The organism is Paracoccus sp. Arc7-R13, assembly GCF_004010775.1.
Taxonomy (GTDB): domain Bacteria; phylum Pseudomonadota; class Alphaproteobacteria; order Rhodobacterales; family Rhodobacteraceae; genus Paracoccus; species Paracoccus marcusii.
The window spans coordinates 1,899,495-1,914,742 of the sequence record NZ_CP034810.1; the positions used below are offsets into that span (position 1 = coordinate 1,899,495).

At 67.8% G+C, this 15,248-nt stretch carries 17 protein-coding genes; 6 read left to right on the top strand and 11 right to left on the bottom strand.

The window, feature by feature from the left end; genetic code table 11:
- Positions 1 to 4: 4 nt before the first annotated feature.
- From lexA to EOJ32_RS09475, 7 genes are all read right to left on the bottom strand, one after another.
- Complete coding sequence (gene lexA / locus EOJ32_RS09445) at positions 5 to 721, bottom strand: transcriptional repressor LexA (RefSeq protein WP_045980823.1); 717 nt, start codon at positions 719 to 721, stop codon at positions 5 to 7.
- Between the two features lie 89 nt (positions 722 to 810).
- Positions 811 to 1,992, bottom strand: a complete 1,182-nt coding sequence (glp, locus tag EOJ32_RS09450) for a gephyrin-like molybdotransferase Glp (protein ID WP_127898387.1) — start codon at positions 1,990 to 1,992, stop codon at positions 811 to 813.
- Positions 1,989 to 2,462, bottom strand: a complete 474-nt coding sequence (gene moaC, locus EOJ32_RS09455) for a cyclic pyranopterin monophosphate synthase MoaC (protein WP_127898388.1) — start codon at positions 2,460 to 2,462, stop codon at positions 1,989 to 1,991. The genes glp and moaC overlap by 4 nt, the downstream gene beginning before the upstream one ends.
- Positions 2,459 to 3,250: an indole-3-glycerol phosphate synthase TrpC gene (gene trpC / locus EOJ32_RS09460; protein ID WP_127898389.1), complete on the bottom strand. Its 792-nt coding sequence runs from the start codon at positions 3,248 to 3,250 to the stop codon at positions 2,459 to 2,461. Before trpC ends, moaC begins: the two co-directional genes overlap by 4 nt.
- A gap of 48 nt (positions 3,251 to 3,298) precedes the next feature.
- Positions 3,299 to 3,934 carry a uracil-DNA glycosylase gene (locus tag EOJ32_RS09465; protein WP_127898390.1) on the bottom strand — a complete coding sequence of 212 codons (636 nt, stop codon included), beginning with the start codon at positions 3,932 to 3,934 and terminating at the stop codon, positions 3,299 to 3,301.
- The gene (gene trpD / locus EOJ32_RS09470; protein WP_127898391.1) at positions 3,931 to 4,950 is read right to left on the bottom strand and encodes an anthranilate phosphoribosyltransferase; all 1,020 of its coding nucleotides are present in this window, start codon (positions 4,948 to 4,950) and stop codon (positions 3,931 to 3,933) included. Before trpD ends, EOJ32_RS09465 begins: the two co-directional genes overlap by 4 nt.
- On the bottom strand, positions 4,947 to 5,537 hold the full coding sequence (locus EOJ32_RS09475) for an aminodeoxychorismate/anthranilate synthase component II (RefSeq protein WP_045980829.1): 591 nt from the start codon (positions 5,535 to 5,537) through the stop codon (positions 4,947 to 4,949). Before EOJ32_RS09475 ends, trpD begins: the two co-directional genes overlap by 4 nt.
- 122 nt (positions 5,538 to 5,659) lie before the next feature.
- Between EOJ32_RS09475 and EOJ32_RS09480 the strand changes: the two genes are divergently transcribed.
- The 4 genes from EOJ32_RS09480 to trpE all read left to right on the top strand — a co-directional run bounded on the left by EOJ32_RS09480 (position 5,660) and on the right by trpE (position 10,826).
- Complete coding sequence (locus tag EOJ32_RS09480) at positions 5,660 to 6,199, top strand: hypothetical protein (protein WP_127898392.1); 540 nt, start codon at positions 5,660 to 5,662, stop codon at positions 6,197 to 6,199.
- A 1-nt stretch (position 6,200) separates the two neighbouring features.
- The gene (locus EOJ32_RS09485; RefSeq protein ID WP_045980831.1) at positions 6,201 to 7,376 is read left to right on the top strand and encodes an aminotransferase; all 1,176 of its coding nucleotides are present in this window, start codon (positions 6,201 to 6,203) and stop codon (positions 7,374 to 7,376) included.
- A gap of 67 nt (positions 7,377 to 7,443) precedes the next feature.
- Positions 7,444 to 9,321 (top strand): SurA N-terminal domain-containing protein, encoded by a 1,878-nt coding sequence (locus EOJ32_RS09490; protein WP_045980832.1) that lies wholly within the window; start codon positions 7,444 to 7,446, stop codon positions 9,319 to 9,321.
- A complete protein-coding gene (gene trpE, locus EOJ32_RS09495; protein ID WP_127898393.1) occupies positions 9,321 to 10,826 on the top strand; it encodes an anthranilate synthase component I in 1,506 nt (501 codons plus the stop codon). Before EOJ32_RS09490 ends, trpE begins: the two co-directional genes overlap by 1 nt.
- A gap of 54 nt (positions 10,827 to 10,880) precedes the next feature.
- Here the strand turns inward: trpE and EOJ32_RS09500 are convergent, their stop codons facing one another.
- The 4 genes from EOJ32_RS09500 to fabI all read right to left on the bottom strand — a co-directional run bounded on the left by EOJ32_RS09500 (position 10,881) and on the right by fabI (position 13,750).
- A complete protein-coding gene (locus tag EOJ32_RS09500) occupies positions 10,881 to 11,648 on the bottom strand; it encodes a PRC-barrel domain-containing protein (RefSeq protein WP_127898394.1) in 768 nt (255 codons plus the stop codon).
- Between the two features lie 137 nt (positions 11,649 to 11,785).
- Entirely contained in the window at positions 11,786 to 12,286 is a 501-nt protein-coding gene (gene gpt / locus EOJ32_RS09505; RefSeq protein ID WP_045980835.1) for a xanthine phosphoribosyltransferase, read from the bottom strand.
- Between the two features lie 11 nt (positions 12,287 to 12,297).
- Entirely contained in the window at positions 12,298 to 12,906 is a 609-nt protein-coding gene (locus EOJ32_RS09510) for a LysE family translocator (protein ID WP_206692642.1), read from the bottom strand.
- A 16-nt stretch (positions 12,907 to 12,922) separates the two neighbouring features.
- Positions 12,923 to 13,750: an enoyl-ACP reductase FabI gene (fabI, locus tag EOJ32_RS09515; protein WP_127898395.1), complete on the bottom strand. Its 828-nt coding sequence runs from the start codon at positions 13,748 to 13,750 to the stop codon at positions 12,923 to 12,925.
- Positions 13,751 to 13,829: 79 nt separating this feature from the next.
- Between fabI and pdxH the strand changes: the two genes are divergently transcribed.
- Both pdxH and EOJ32_RS09525 read left to right on the top strand, forming a co-directional pair.
- On the top strand, positions 13,830 to 14,444 hold the full coding sequence (pdxH, locus tag EOJ32_RS09520) for a pyridoxamine 5'-phosphate oxidase (RefSeq protein ID WP_127898396.1): 615 nt from the start codon (positions 13,830 to 13,832) through the stop codon (positions 14,442 to 14,444).
- 148 nt (positions 14,445 to 14,592) lie between these two features.
- A complete protein-coding gene (locus tag EOJ32_RS09525) occupies positions 14,593 to 15,174 on the top strand; it encodes a cold-shock protein (protein ID WP_127898397.1) in 582 nt (193 codons plus the stop codon).
- Positions 15,175 to 15,248 lie beyond the last annotated feature (74 nt).

A 15,248-nucleotide genomic window follows, 5' to 3' on the forward strand; every position in this document is an offset into this window, starting at 1 on the left:
CGAGTCAATAGCTGCGGATCAGTCCGACCAGCCGGCCCTGGATGCGCACGCGGTCTTCGGGAAGAAGACGCGTCTCGTAGGCCGGATTGGCGGCCTCCAGCGCGATCATCGATCCTTTGCGGCGATAGCGTTTCAGCGTGGCTTCCTGATTGTCCACCAAGGCCACGATGATGTCGCCCGTCTCCGCAGTGTCCTGTTCGCGGATCACCACGACGTCGCCATCGTTGATGCCGGCCTCGATCATCGAATCGCCGGTCACCTCAAGCGCGTAGTGATGTTCACGGCCCGACAGCATCGTTCCCGGCACTGCCACATGGTGCGACACTTCGGAAATCGCCTCGATCGGCACGCCGGCGGCGATACGGCCCATCAGGGGCAACTGAACCGCAGGGCTGTCGACGACCGTCATGGCGCCGCGCGGGCGGGCGGGGCGCGTGTTCGAGATGACGCGCGGCGTGAAGGCCGGACGCGTCTCCTCGGGGGCGGCGTCGGTCAGGTGGGACAGGGCGTCGGGCAGGCGAAGCACCTCGAGCGCGCGGGCGCGATGCGGCAGGCGCCGGATGAAGCCTCGCTCCTCCAGCGCGGTCACAAGCCTGTGGATGCCGGACTTGGACCGCAGGTCCAAAGCATCCTTCATCTCGTCGAAGGAAGGCGGCACGCCGTCCCGTGCCATCCGCCTCTGGATGAACTCAAGCAGTTGGATCTGCTTTTTCGTCAACATGGCCCGCCCTTCTCTTCGTGTTCCGCGTCTGTTCTAGCTTATCCACAGAATCGCGTCAATCAGTTGACCGTGAAAGGGTGAAAAAACAGTTAACTAGCGGCAAGGGGGATGTAATCGACCAGATCGCCCGCCGGCCTGGCCGGATCATGCGGCGGACGAACCAGCAGTGCATTCGCCTGTGCCATCAGCGCCAGCCGTGCCGAATCCTGATCCGCAAAGGGCGCGATCAGGGGCAGGTCCTCGCCCGCAGCCAATGTCGCCCGCAGGTAGTGCTGACGGGGTCCTTCAGCCGGCAGGTCATGGGCCAGCCTTGCCTTGCGCAACGGCGCATCCGCCGGAAGCCCCTGCATCGCGCGGATCAGCGGCTGCATGAACAGAACCGCGCAAACCATTGCCGATACGGGATTTCCCGGCAGGCCCAGCATGGCGCCTTTCGCCATCCGGCCCGCCATCAGCGGCTTTCCGGGACGCAGCGCGACCTTGTAGAAGGCCTGGTCGATACCGTGTTCCTGCGCGATCTTGCCGATCAGGTCGTGGTCGCCGACCGATGCGCCGCCGATGGTGACCAGCAGATCCGCGTCCGCCGCCGCGCGAAAACTGGCACGCAGGCTGTCCTCGGTGTCGCGCGCGATCGGCAGGATGTGCGGCTCACCGCCCGCTTCATGGACCATGGCCGCAATGGCCAGGTCGTTCGAGCTGATGATCTGACCCTCCGCAGGGTCCGTGCCGGGGGAAACCAGCTCGTCTCCGCCCGCCAGGATGGCGACGCGGGGGCGGGCGGCGACCGTGACATTGTTGACGTTCATCGCGGCCAGCAGACCGATATGAGCGGCGCCCAGGATGATCCCCGGCGCGACGGTATCGCCTTGCGCAAAGTCGTTGCCGCGCGCCCGGATGTTGCTGCCCCCGGATCGCGTCACAACGCGGATCACGTCGCCGTCGCGGTCCACGTTCTCCTGCAGTTCGACATGGTCAAAGCCTTGCGGCACCGGTGCACCGGTGAAGATGCGGATGGCGGTGCCTGGGCGGGCAGTGCCGCCCCACGGATGGCCTGCCGCGCTGGTGCCGATCACGGTCAGGGCGTCGTCCAGATCGGCCGCCCGCATCGCATAGCCGTCCATCGCGGACGCGTCGAAGGGTGGCTGGGTCAGCCGGGACACGGCGGGCTGCAGCAGAGCGCGGCCATGGGCGTCGGCCAGGGACACAACCTCGGGGCGCGGCGGGTTGGCAAGGGCCAGAACGCGTTCAAGAGCCTCGGTGACCGAGATCATCGCGGCGCCTCGTAGGGGCCGGACTTGCCGCCATCCTTGCGCAGCAGGCGGATGTCCTGAATTTCCATCGACTTCTGCGCCGCCTTCAGCATGTCGTATACGGTCAGGCAGGCGGTCATGACGGCGGTCAGCGCCTCCATCTCGACCCCGGTGCGGCCGGTGGTGCGGACGGTCGCGGTGACGCGGATACCGGGCAGGTCTGGATCGGCCACAAGGTCGACCGCGACCTTGGCCAGCGCCAGCGGATGGCAGAGCGGGATCAGATCGGCGGTGCGCTTTGCGCCCATGATTCCCGCCAGGCGCGCCACGCCCAGTACGTCGCCCTTGGCCACACCCCCCTGCGCCAGGGTCAACGTCTCGGGTGTCATGATCACGCAGCCCGTGGCCACGGCCTCGCGCGCGGTTTCGGACTTGGCCGAGATGTCGACCATATGCGCCTGACCGGCGGCGTCGAAATGCGTCAGGGTCATGCGGCGACGTCCAGGATGGCGCGGGTGGCGGCGGTCACGTCGGCCTGACGCATCAGGCTTTCCCCGATCAGGAAGCGCCGCGCGCCGGTCTGCATCATCGCGCCCAGGTCCGCCGGGGTGAACAGCCCGCTTTCGCAGACCAGCTGGCGGTCGTCCGGGATGCGCGGTGCAAGGTCGCGCGTTACGTCAAGTGTGACCTCGAAGGTCTTGAGATTGCGGTTGTTCACGCCGATCAACGGCGATTTCAGGCGCAGGGCGCGGTCCAGTTCGGGCGCGTCATGCACCTCGATCAGGACGTCCATGCCCCAGCCCATAGCCGCATCCTCCAGGTCGTGGGCCTGGGCGTCGTCGACCGAGGCCATGATGATCAGGATGCAATCCGCGCCCCAGGCCCTGGCCTCGGTCACCTGATAGGTGTCATAGAGGAAATCCTTGCGCAGCGCCGGCAGGTCGCACGCGGCGCGTGCGGCCGTCAGAAACGCGGGCGCGCCCTGAAAGCTGGGGCCGTCGGTCAGTACCGACAGGCAGGCCGCGCCACCCGCCTGATAGGCACGGGCCAGCGACGGCGGATCGAAATCGGGCCGGATCAGGCCCTTGGACGGGCTGGCCTTCTTGATCTCGGCGATCAGGGCGGGGCCGCCGGCTGCGGCCCGGTCCAGCGCGCGGGCAAAGCCGCGGGGGGCGTCGGCCGCACGGGCCTGCGCGTCGAGGTCGGCCAGCGGACGCGCGGCCTTGGCGGCGGCGATCTCTTCCAGCTTGTAGGCCTTGATCTTGTCCAGAATATCCATGCCCCCGTTCTATCCCCACCGCGCGGGCGGGGAAAGGGGGCGCGGCGGTCAGCCGGTCCAGTCGATGGCCGCACGCCCCTGGTCCGTCAGCCAGTCGTTGATGCGGCTGAAGGGCCGCGATCCAAAGAACCCGCGCCGGGCCGACAGGGGCGAGGGATGGGCCGTGGCGATCACCAGATCCTGCGCGCGCGGCAGGCCCGCCACCGCTTTCCGCGCGTGATTGCCCCACAGCACGAAGGCCAGCGGACCGTGCGCCTGCGCCTCGGCAACGGCCTGTCGGGCCAGCCGTTCCCAGCCCCAGCCCGCATGGGCCCCGGCCTGTCCCGGCACGACCGACAGCGCGGTGTTCAGCAACAGCACGCCCTGATGCGCCCAATGCGACAGATCACCCGTGGTGGGCGCGTCGCCCAGGTCGTCGCGCAGTTCGGCAAAGATATTGCGCAGCGACCGGGGCAGCGGCGTGTCGGGCGTGACCGAGAATGCCAACCCGTTCGCATGGCCCGGTGTCGGATAGGGATCCTGACCCAGGATCACGACGCGCACATCCCGCGGCGATGTCGCCTGCAGGGCCGCGAAGATCCGATCAGGCCCGGGCAGGAACGCCGTGTCCGCCAGCCGGTCGCGGATCGCCGGCCAGTCGTCCCGAAAGAACGGCAGATGCGCCCAGTCCGACGGGGGCGTCACGATTCGGGTGCGCCGGTGACCTGCGCCAGCGCCACCAGCCGCGCCTTTGCCGCGCCGCTGTCCAGCGATTCGGCGGCCATCCGGGCCCCGTCGCGCAGGTCGGAAACCCGCCCCGCGATCAGCAGGGCAGCGGCCGCGTTCAGCAGCACCGCGTCGCGATAGGCGCCCCGTTCTCCGTCCAGCAGGGCCCGGAATGCCGCGGCATTGTGCGACGGCTCTCCGCCCACGATTGCGGCGAAGGGATGGCGGGAAAGGCCCGCATCCTCGGGGGCGATGGTGAATTCGGTGATCTGGCCGTCCTGCAGCGCGGCCACGTGGCTGTCCTCGGCGATCGACAGCTCGTCCGTGCCGTCGCCGCCATGCACCAGCCAGGCCGATGTCGACCCCAGGTCGCGCAGCACCTCGGCCATGGGGCGCAGCCAGTCGGCACTGAACGCGCCGGTCAGCTGTCGGCGGACCCCGGCCGGATTGGTCAGCGGTCCCAAAAGGTTGAAGACGGTGCGCGTGCCCAGTTCGGTCCGGGGCGGACCGACATGGCGCATCGCCGGGTGGTGCATCGGCGCCATCATGAAGCAGATGCCCGCCTGGTCCAGCGCGCGCTGCGCCACGGCGGGGCCGCCCAGCACGTTGATGCCCATCTGGGTCAGCGCATCGGCCGCCCCGGACTTCGACGACAGGTTTCGGTTGCCGTGCTTGGCCACGGGTACGCCGGCCCCCGCCACGACAAAGGCCGTCGCGGTCGAGATGTTCAGCGTCCCCTTGCCGTCGCCGCCAGTGCCCACGATGTCCATCGCGCCGTCGGGCGCGGTGACGCGGTTCATGCGGGCGCGCATGGCGCGGGCGGCGGCCGCGATCTCGTCCACGGTTTCGCCGCGCACGCGCAAGGCCATCAGCAGGCCGCCGATCTGGGCGGGGGTCGCCGCACCGTCGAACAGCGCAGAGAACGCGGCTTCGGCCTCGGATCCCGTCAGGGGGCGTTCGGCGGCAAGGCCGATCAGGGGGCGGATGTCCGTCATGCGGCGTCCTTGCGGACGGTGCAGCGGTCCAGGAAGTTGCGGATCATCTCGTGTCCGAACTGCGAGGCGATGGATTCGGGGTGGAACTGGACGCCCTCGATCGGCAGGTCGGAATGGATCAGACCCATGATCGTGCCGTCGTCCGACGTCGCGGTGACGCGCAGGCAGTTCGGCAGGGTCTCGGGTTCGACGGTCAGCGAATGATAGCGGGTGGCGTTCAGCGGCGATTGCAGCCCCGAAAAGACGCCCGTGCCGTCATGGCTGATCGCGTCGACCTTGCCGTGCAGGATGCGGTTGGCGCGCACGACGCGACCGCCGAACGCCTCTCCGATCGCCTGGTGGCCCAGGCAGACCCCGAACAGCGGCACGGCCCGGTCCGCGGCCGCGCGGATCAGGTCCAGGCAGATCCCGGCCTGCGCCGGATCGCACGGACCCGGAGAGATCACGATCCCGTCCGGCGCCATCGCCAGGGCCTCGTCCACGGTGATCTGGTCGTTGCGGCGCACGACGACCTCGGCCCCGGCCTCGCCCATGTAATGGACAAGGTTCCAGGTGAAGCTGTCGTAATTGTCGATCAGAAGGATCATCGATGCACCTTGCGGCCAGAAGAAGGGGGGCGGTTTCCCCCGGAAAAAGCGTCCGCTATAGATGGGCCAAAGCGCCACCGGGGGTCAAGACCGGGCGGACGCACAGCACGGACGGGGCATGGATGGCACGGGGATTTCTGGCGGGGGCGGCGACGGGCGGGCTGGTTGGGGTCCTGGCGCTGGCCGGGCTGTCGCTGGCGGTGCCGCTGGCACCGCCGGGGCGCGACGCGCTGTCGATCGGCATGCCGATCGGGTCCGAATTCGGACGCGGGGGCGACGTCTCGCCGACCTTGCCCGCGCCCAGTGCGGCCAGCCTGCGCGATGCGGCCACGCCCGCCGCGGTGCCCGCACCCCAGGATGAACCGGCCCCCGTGACGAATGACACGATGCGTCCCAGCCTGCAGCCCACGGACCGGATGCCTGCGCAACCCGCGCCCGACATGGCCGCCGATGCGCCCGGCCTGACCCTGCGCGGCGATACGCCGGTGACGGTGACCGGCCCCGCGCCCCAGCCCGCGATCCGCGCGGCGCAGGACGGATTGCCGCGGATCGCGCCGTCGGACGATGTGCCCATGGACCGGGCGCCCGCGATGCCCGCCCCGGCGCTGGACCTGTCGCTGCCACCGGACCTGACCGACCTTCGCAGAATGGAACGAAACTGACATGCGCCCGCTGAACCCCGCCCTCGCCGCGACCTTTGCCCCCCCGGTGATGGAGGCGCGCCGCTGGCTGAGCGGCGTCAGCTTTCCCGTCGACCGACCCCTGATCAATGTCAGCCAGGCCGCCCCCGTCGATCCGCCGCCCGAAGGGCTGCGCCGGGCCATCGCCGAGGCGGCCCTGCACCGACCCGAGGCGCATCTGTACGGCCCCGTCCTGGGCAACAGCGATCTGCGCGATGCCGTGGCGGCGCAGTTTTCTGCCGCCTATGGTGGTGCTCTGACGGGGACCAACGTCGCGATCACCCAAGGGTGCAACCAGGCGTTCTGCGCGGTCATGGCGACGCTGGCCGGGCAGGGCGATCAAGTGATCGTGCCGACGCCGTGGTACTTCAATCACAAGATGTGGCTGGACATGGCGGGCGTCGCCACGGTCCCGCTGCCCTGCGGGGCCGACATGCTGCCCGACCCCGATCACGCAGCGGCGTTGATCACGCCCGCCACGCGGGCGATCGTGCTGGTCACGCCGAACAACCCGTCGGGCGCGGAGTACCCGGCCGATCTTGTGGGGCGGTTCTTCGATCTGGCGCAGGCGCACGGGATCGCGCTGGTGGTGGACGAGACCTATCGCGATTTCGACAGCCGCGACGGGGCACCGCATGACCTGCTGACCCGGCCTGACTGGGACGGGACGCTGATCCAGCTCTACAGCTTTTCCAAGGCCTATCGCCTGACCGGGCATCGTGTCGGCGCCATCGTCGCCGGCATCGAGCGGTTGCAGCAGGTCGAGAAGTTCCTGGACACCGTGGCCATCTCTCCGTCGCAACTGGGTCAGATCGGCGCGGTCTGGGGGATGGAGCACCTGCAGGACTGGCTGGCCGGAGAGCGGGCTGAGATCCTGGCGCGCCGTGCCGCCGCCGCGGCCGCCCTTGGCGCCTTGCCCGGCTGGCGGTTGAAAAGCGCGGGGGCGTATTTCGCATGGGTCGAACACCCGTTCGCCGAAGGCTCGGCCGATCTGGCGCGGCGGATGGTGCGGGACGCAGGCGTCCTGGCGCTGCCCGGAACGATGTTCACGCCCGAGGGCGACGCCACGGGCCCGCGCCACCTGCGCATTGCGTTCGCCAATGCCGACGCGGCCGGAATCGCGGCGCTGGCGGACCGGCTGGCCGGCCTTTCGGCCTGATCCACTTGTGGCTGACCCGCCCGCGCCCTAAAGACGGGCGGGACACGACCACGAGGAAGGCCGCGCCATGTCACAGCTGCGTACCAAGGGCAAATCGACCATCGTCTGGATCCTGATGGGTCTGATGGTGCTGGGGCTGGGAGGCTTTGGCATCACCAGCTTTTCGGGCGGCACGACCGAGATCGGATCGGTCGGCGACACCAAGATCACCGCCGACGACTATGCCCGCGCCCTGCAATCGGAAATGCGCGCCTTTTCCCAGCAGACCGGCCAGCAGATCACCATGCAGCAGGCCCAGCAGATGGGGCTGGCGCAGTCGGTGCAGGCCAACCTGATCGCGGCGGCAGCGCTGGCGGAACAGGCGCGCGCCATCGGCGTGTCGGTGGGCGATGCGCAGGTCGCGCAGACGATCATGCAGGCGGGCGCGTTCCAGGGCCCGAACGGGTCGTTCGACCGTGCCGCCTATGCCGAGGTGCTGCGCCGCGAGAATCTGACCGAGGCCGATTTCGAGGCGACCGTGCGCGACGACGAGGCGCGCCTGCTGCTGCAGCGCGCCGTCGTGGGCGGCGTGACCGCGCCGGCGCCGATGGTCGACCAGACCGCGCGCTGGCTGCTGGAGACGCGCGATTTCAGCTGGCGCGAACTGACCGAGGACGAGTTGCCCGCGCCCGTGGCCGAGCCTGACGACGCGACGCTGCGCGCCTGGCATGCTGCCAATGGGGACCGCTTCACCGCACCCGAGACGCGCGCGATCACCTATGCCTGGGTGACGCCCGACATGCTGTCCTCCGAGGTGCAGCTGGACGAGGCCGCGCTGCGCGACACCTATCAGCTGAACATCGACCAGTTCCAGCGCCCCGCGCGCCGGATGGTCAGCCGCCTGGTCTTCCCCGACGAGGCACAGGCGCAGGCCGCCCGCGAGCAGATCGACGCCAACACCGCGCCGTTCGAATCCTTCGTCCTGCAGCGCGGACTGACGCTGGATGACGTTGATCTGGGCGAGGTGACCGAGGCGCAGCTGGGTTCGGCGGCCGAGGCCGTGTTCGCGCTGGACCAGCCGGGGGTCGTGGGTCCGCTGCCGACCGATCTGGGCCCTGCGCTGTTTTCGGTGAACGCGATCCTGGACCCCGTCGACATTCCCTTCGAGGAAGCGCGCGAAGGCCTGCGCGGAGAGGCGGCGCTGTCCGCCGCCGCGCGCCAGATCCAGGACCGCATCGCGGATTTGGAGGACGCGCTGGCAAGCGGCGCGACGCTGGAGGAGCTGGCCGAGGATACCGAGCTGGAACTGGGCCAGGTCGACTGGACCGCCGACGCGGTGCCGGCCGAGGGCAGCATCGCCGGATACGAGGCGTTTCGCGAACGTGCCGCCCAGATGGAAAGCACCGATTTCCCCGAACTGGCCGAACTGGCGGATGGCGGCGTCTTTGCGATGCGCCTGGACGAGATCGTGCCCCCGACCCTGCGCCCCTTCGAGGAGGTCCGCGACGAGGTTCTGGCCGATTGGCGCCGCGCCGAGGTCCAGCGCCAGCTGCTGGAACTGGCCGCCGATCTGAGCCTGGCCGAGGTCGCCCAGACCGAGGCGACCCCGGACGAGGCGCAGGCCGACGACGCCTCCGCCTGGACGACCGAAACCGGCCTGGCGCGCAGCGACTGGATGGACGGACTGCCCCCGCAGCTGCTGTCCCAGGCCTTTGCCGTGACCGAACCCGGTCAGGCCGAGGTCGTCGATGCGGGCGACCGGGTGTTCGTCGTGCGGCTTGACCAGATCAACGATGCCGACCTGTCCCAGCCCGATGCCGCACAGGTGCTGGACGGGGTGCGGTCGCGTCTGGATCAGTCGCTGCAGGTCGACCTGTTCGACTATTACGCCCGCTATGCGCAGCGCCAGTCCGCGGTCGAATTGAACCAGTCCGCGATCAACGCCATCAACGCCCAGGTCCAGTGATGCAGCTGACGCCGGAATTTCCGCAGTTCGAGGCCGAATGGGCCGCAGGCCGCAACCAGCTGGTGACCATCCGGCTGGCCGCGGACCTGGACACCCCGGTCAGCCTGATGCTGAAGCTGGCCGAGGCCGCACCGCAGAGCTTCATGCTGGAATCGGTCACGGGCGGAGAACTGCGCGGCCGCTATTCGATCGTCGGCATGAAGCCGGATCTGGTCTGGGAATGCCGCGACGGTCAGGCGCGGATCAACCGGCAGGCGCGGTTCTCTCAAGACTTCGAGGATGATCCCCGCCCGGCGCTGGACAGCCTTCGGGCCTTGATCGCGGAAAGCCGGATCGACGCGATGCCCGAGGGCGTGCCGCCGGTCGCGGCGGGCCTGTTCGGCTATCTGGGCTATGACATGATCCGGCTGGTCGAGGATCTGCCGGGTGTGAACCCCGATCCGCTGGACCTGCCGGACGCGATGATGATGCGCCCTTCGGTCGTGGCCGTGCTGGACGGCGTGAAGGGGGAGGTGACCCTGTGCGCCCCGGCTTGGCATGACGGTACCGACAATGCGCGCGCGGCCTATGCGCGCGCCGCGGAACGGGTCATGGACGCGCTGCGCTCGCTTGACCGGCAGCCGTCAGAGCCGCGGGTGATGGGCGACGACACGCAGATCGGCGCGCCGGTGTCCAATTTCGCCAAACCCGATTATCTGGCCGCGATCGAGACCGCCAAGGATTACATCCGCGCGGGCGACATCTTTCAGGTCGTTCCCAGCCAGCGGTGGCGGATGGACTTTCCGCTGCCGCCCTTCGCGCTTTACCGCAGCCTGCGGCGGACCAACCCGTCGCCCTTCATGTTCTTCCTGAACATGGGCGGTTTCCAGATTGTCGGTGCAAGCCCCGAGATCCTGGTCCGCCTGCGCGACGGAGAGGTGACGATCCGCCCCATCGCCGGAACGCGGCCCCGCGGCGCGGACGAGGCGCAGGATCGTGCGCTGGAAGCCGATCTTCTGTCCGACCAGAAGGAATTGGCCGAACACCTGATGCTGCTGGATCTGGGCCGCAACGACGTGGGTCGCGTGGCCAAACCCGGCACCGTCCGCCCGACCGAGCAGTTCGTGATCGAACGCTACAGCCACGTCATGCACATCGTGTCCAACGTGGTCGGAGAGTTGCGGGAGGGCGAGGACGCATTGTCCGCGCTGTTGGCGGGCCTGCCTGCCGGGACGGTGTCGGGCGCGCCCAAGGTCCGCGCGATGCAGATCATCGACGAGTTGGAGCCTGAGAAGCGGGGCGTATATGGCGGTGCGGTCGGCTATTTCGCGGCCAATGGCGAGATGGACATGTGCATCGCGCTGCGCACCGGCGTGGTCAAGGACAAGGCGCTGTATATTCAGGCTGGCGGGGGCGTCGTCTACGACAGCGACCCCGAAGCGGAGTTCGAGGAAACGGTGAACAAAAGCCGTGCCCTGCAGCGCGCCGCAGAAGGCGCGTCGCGGTTCGTCCGCGGAAACAGCTGAGCGTAACAAAAAACGGCGGCCAAAGGGCCGCCGTTCTTTCGTCAGGATCACAGATCAGTTGGCGGGTGCGGTCTCGGTCGTCGTACCGTCTGCCGGTTCCGTTGCCATCGTGTCCGCCGGCTCGGTCGCCATCGTGTCGGCGGGTTCAGCCATACCATCGGCGGGTTCGGCCGCCATGTCACCTGCAGGTTCGGTCGCCATCGTATCGGCAGGCGGGGTCGCGGTGCCGGTAGCCATCGGGTCCGCGGCAGGTGCGGCTGCAGGGTCAGCGGCCGGGTCGCTCATCATGTCGCCAGCCGGGGCCTCCTGGTCGCGGAACACGTATTCAGGTGCGGCCTCGGCCTCTTCGCGGGTCAGATCACTGGTGATCTCTTGCGCGTCCGAGTTGATGGTCAGGTCGGCCCACGGCAGGGCGATCTGCTTCTGGCCGATGCCAAGGAAACCACCCACGCCGATGATCGCGGCCTTCATCTCACCGGTGTCGCCATCGACGATCAGGTCGCTGATCGAGCCGATATCGGTGCCATCAGGCGACGTCACGCTGGCGCCGGTGATCCAGTCGATGCGCCATTCGTTCTCGGCCTGCTGAACCTCGACCTTGTCCGCGGCGGATGCGGCGGCGGCGGCTTCATCGGCGTCTTCGGTGGCCATGTCGTCCGTGGCCATGTCACCCGTCGCCATGTCACCGGTTCCGGCGTCGGTCATGGGGGCGGTTTCGGCAGGCTCCATCGCGGGATCGGCGGCGGGTGCCGTGTCCTGCGCGAATGCCGCGCCAAGAGTCAGAGGCAGAGCAAGGGTGGTGGTCAAAAGCAGCTTACGCATGTCTTTGGTCTCCTGTGTGTGCCTTGCGGGTTGCTTGGGCAGCCCGCCATTGGGTGCTTAATGCACCGGCATCACGTCAGGTTCCCGCCCTGTCGGTGACAGAAATGTCAGGGGTTCGCCAAGCCCCTGATATCGTTTCAGTCTTCGCCGCGGAAAGGTTGCACGTACTGCAATGCCATGTCCCACGGGAAGAAGATCCAGGTGTCCTGGCTGACCTCGGTCACATAGCTGGCGACCATCGGCTTGCCCTTGGGCTTGGCATAGACGGTGGCTAGATGTGCCTTGGGATACATCTCGCGGATCAGTTCCAGCGTGCGTCCCGAATCAACCAAGTCGTCCACGACCAGGATGCCCTCGCCATCGCCCATCAGTTCGGGGTCGGGGCGCTTGAGGACCTCCAGCTGGCCCTGGCCCGCTTCCGTGCCGACGCCCTTGTATGAGCGGATCGAGATCGTGTCGATGGTCCGGATGTCCAGTTCCCGCGCGACGATCATCGCGGGGACAAGCCCGCCGCGCGTCACGGCGACCACGGCCCGCCATTCGGTGCCGTCCATGCGCCATGCCAGGGCGCGCGCGTCGCGGTGCAGCTGGTCCCAGCTGACATGGAAGCCTTTTTCGTGCGGCAGGCGGTCGTTCATCGTTGTCTCCTTCACGGGCGCAGGACCAGGGACAGGCCGAGGGCGGCGATCGCCAGCCCGGCCCCCCGGTCGATCCAGAATTTCAGGGCCGCATAGCGCCGCCGCAACAGCGGCAGGGCCATCAGGCTGGCCAGTGCGGTATAGAAGAACAGCTCGACCGACAAGGCCACGGCATAGATGGCGCCCTTGTCGGCGACACTCAGCGCGGCGGGAAAAATCGACAGCAGCACGGCGGAGTAAAACAGCGCCGGTTTCGGGTTCGACAGGTTCAGTGCCATGCCGGACCACAGGCTCATCCCGCCCGCCGCGGCGTCGGGCATCGGGTCGCGGGCATGGATCCACATCAGGATGCCGATGCGGATCAGATAGGCCCCGCCCAACAGTTTAAGCAGGATCAGGGTCCAGGGGGCGACGCGGAACAGGGCTGTCAGTCCCAGCAGTGCGACCAGGCACCAGACCGACGCGCCGATCGCCAAACCCCACCCATAGGTCAGCGCACGTCTGCGCCCCAAGGCAAAGGCGCCCTGGCTGACGGCGATCACGCCGGGTCCGGGCGACAGGATCGCGGCCGACAGCGTGGCCACGAAGATGCCCATCTGTTCGGCCGTGATCTGGATCATGGGGGCTGCGTGTCCGTCAGTCCTTCTTGACGGTCGCGATGTCGGGGGCGTCGACAGCCTTCATGCCCACGACGTGATAGCCGGCATCGACGTGATGCGTTTCGCCGGTCACGCCGGCGCCAAGGCGCGACAGAAGGTACAGGGCGGAATTGCCGACATCTTCCTGCGTGACATTGCGACGCAGCGGAGAGTTCAGTTCGTTCCACTTCATGATGTAGCGGAAGTCGCCGATGCCGCTGGCGGCCAGCGTCTTGATCGGACCGGCGCTGATCGCGTTGACGCGGATGTTGTCCTTGCCGAAATCCTCGGCCAGATAGCGGACCGAGGCCTCCAGCGCGGCCTTGGCGACGCCCATCACGTTGTAATGCGGCATGACGCGTTCGGCGCCGTAATAGGTCAGCGTCAGCATCGACCCGCCATCCTTCATCATCGCGGCCGCGCGGCGCGCGACGGCGGTGAAGGAATAGACCGAAATGTCCATCGTCATCAGGAAGTTGTCGCGTGTCGTCTCCGCATAGCGGCCGCGCAGCTGGTCCTTGTCCGAAAAGCCGATGGCATGGACGACGAAATCCAGCCCGTCCCATTTCGCGCCCAGATCCGCGAACAGGGTGTCGATCGATGCCTCGTTCGACACGTCGCAGGGCAGCACCGTGTCCGACTCCAGCTGCGCCGCCAGCGGATCGACGCGCTTCTTCAGCGCATCGCCCTGATAGCTGAACGCCAGTTCCGCACCCTCGGCCGCCAAGGCCTTGGCGATACCCCAGGCGATCGACTTGTCGTTGGCCAATCCCATGATGAGACCGCGCTTGCCGGCCATCAGGCCGGGCCTCTGCTCGCTTGACATGTCCTGTCCCTCACGCTTTCAACCGTTTCAAAGGTGATTAGGGCAAGTGTCCTGTCGCAGCAAGCACAAGGAGTGCGCGATGAGTGATCGGACCGGAATCTTTGCGGGCGACGACCCGTTCGACATTGCCCGCGCCTGGCTGGAAGAGGCGCGGGCGTCCGAGCCCAACGACCCGAATGCCGTCGCGCTGGCCAGCGTCGATGCAGACGGGCTGCCGGATGTGCGGATGGTCCTGCTCAAGGATATCGACGGGCAGGGGCTGGACGGATCCTTCGTCTTCTATACCAACTATGACAGCGCCAAGGGCCGCCAGATCGAGGCCTCGGGCAAGGCGGCCTTCGTGATGCACTGGAAATCGCTGCACCGGCAGATCCGCGTGCGCGGCACCGTCACCCGAGAGGACGGACCCCAGGCCGACGCCTATTACGACAGCCGCGCGCTGCAGAGCAGGTTGGGGGCTTGGGCCTCGCGCCAATCGCAACCGCTGGATGCCCGCGCGACGCTGGTGGCCGAGGCCGCCAAGGCCGGGCTGCGCCACGGTCCGCGCCCCGCGCGGCCGCCATTCTGGGGCGGCTATCGCATCACTCCGTCGCATCTGGAATTCTGGGCGGACGGCGCGTTTCGCCTGCACGACCGGTTCCGGTGGACCCGCGACGCGGATGCCGGATGGTCGGTCGAACGACTCTATCCATGACCCGCCGCGATATGTCGTCGCAGGAACGGAACCAACTTTTGTTAACCTCGTTGGCACAGTCTCGCCTCCAAGCCACTGTTGTGTTGTAGTCAGTGGAGGGGGTCATTACTGTCCTAGGACAATTGGCTAGCGTGAATACGGAAATGCGATGACAGAAGACGGCAGCCTCAAGCTGGTGACAGGGTTGGTCAAGTGGTTTGACCCCTCGAAGGGCTATGGCTTCATTCTGGACGAAAACGGCGGCAGCGATATTCTGTTGCATGGCAACGTGTTGCGCAATTTCGGCCGCAGTTCCGTCGCCGATCAGTCACGCGTGCAGGTGCTAGTGCAGCATACCAGCCGCGGCGTGCAGGCCGCCGAGGTCGTTTCGATCGAGCCACCCGCCACCGACGGACAGGCCCCCATCGCCGACCTGGACATCGACATCATCGAAAACCTCGACAGCCTGCCGCTGCGGCCGGCGCGTGTGAAATGGTTCGACAAATCCAAGGGCTTCGGGTTCGCCAACATCTTCGGTTACTCTGAGGATGTCTTCATCCATATCGAGGTCCTGCGCCATTCCGGTTTTGCAGACCTTGCCATCGGGGAGGCGCTTTGCCTGCGCATCGTCGAGGGCCCGCGTGGCCTCATGGCGGCACAGATCGCAGCATGGGATGCGGCGCAGACGGCCCATGACGAAAAGGCGCAGGCCGAATCGCTTCACAACTCGCTTCCCCATGTTGCGGAGTAGCCTTGCAGTCGCCCTGTTGCTGGCGCTGGCTGCGCCGCTTGCGGCCCAACCCATCGTCCCGGCAGCGGATGCGC

Coding starts and splice junctions, on each gene's coding strand:
- lexA (WP_045980823.1), bottom strand. CDS start 721: ATGTTGACGAAAAAGCAGATCCAACTGCTTGAGTTCATCCAGAGGCGG.
- glp (WP_127898387.1), bottom strand. CDS start 1,992: ATGATCTCGGTCACCGAGGCTCTTGAACGCGTTCTGGCCCTTGCCAAC.
- moaC (WP_127898388.1), bottom strand. CDS start 2,462: ATGACCCTGACGCATTTCGACGCCGCCGGTCAGGCGCATATGGTCGAC.
- trpC (WP_127898389.1), bottom strand. CDS start 3,250: ATGGATATTCTGGACAAGATCAAGGCCTACAAGCTGGAAGAGATCGCC.
- trpD (WP_127898391.1), bottom strand. CDS start 4,950: ATGACGGACATCCGCCCCCTGATCGGCCTTGCCGCCGAACGCCCCCTG.
- EOJ32_RS09475 (WP_045980829.1), bottom strand. CDS start 5,537: ATGATCCTTCTGATCGACAATTACGACAGCTTCACCTGGAACCTTGTC.
- EOJ32_RS09480 (WP_127898392.1), top strand. CDS start 5,660: ATGGCACGGGGATTTCTGGCGGGGGCGGCGACGGGCGGGCTGGTTGGG.
- EOJ32_RS09485 (WP_045980831.1), top strand. CDS start 6,201: ATGCGCCCGCTGAACCCCGCCCTCGCCGCGACCTTTGCCCCCCCGGTG.
- EOJ32_RS09490 (WP_045980832.1), top strand. CDS start 7,444: ATGTCACAGCTGCGTACCAAGGGCAAATCGACCATCGTCTGGATCCTG.
- trpE (WP_127898393.1), top strand. CDS start 9,321: ATGCAGCTGACGCCGGAATTTCCGCAGTTCGAGGCCGAATGGGCCGCA.
- EOJ32_RS09500 (WP_127898394.1), bottom strand. CDS start 11,648: ATGCGTAAGCTGCTTTTGACCACCACCCTTGCTCTGCCTCTGACTCTT.
- gpt (WP_045980835.1), bottom strand. CDS start 12,286: ATGAACGACCGCCTGCCGCACGAAAAAGGCTTCCATGTCAGCTGGGAC.
- EOJ32_RS09510 (WP_206692642.1), bottom strand. CDS start 12,906: ATGATCCAGATCACGGCCGAACAGATGGGCATCTTCGTGGCCACGCTG.
- fabI (WP_127898395.1), bottom strand. CDS start 13,750: ATGTCAAGCGAGCAGAGGCCCGGCCTGATGGCCGGCAAGCGCGGTCTC.
- pdxH (WP_127898396.1), top strand. CDS start 13,830: ATGAGTGATCGGACCGGAATCTTTGCGGGCGACGACCCGTTCGACATT.
- EOJ32_RS09525 (WP_127898397.1), top strand. CDS start 14,593: ATGACAGAAGACGGCAGCCTCAAGCTGGTGACAGGGTTGGTCAAGTGG.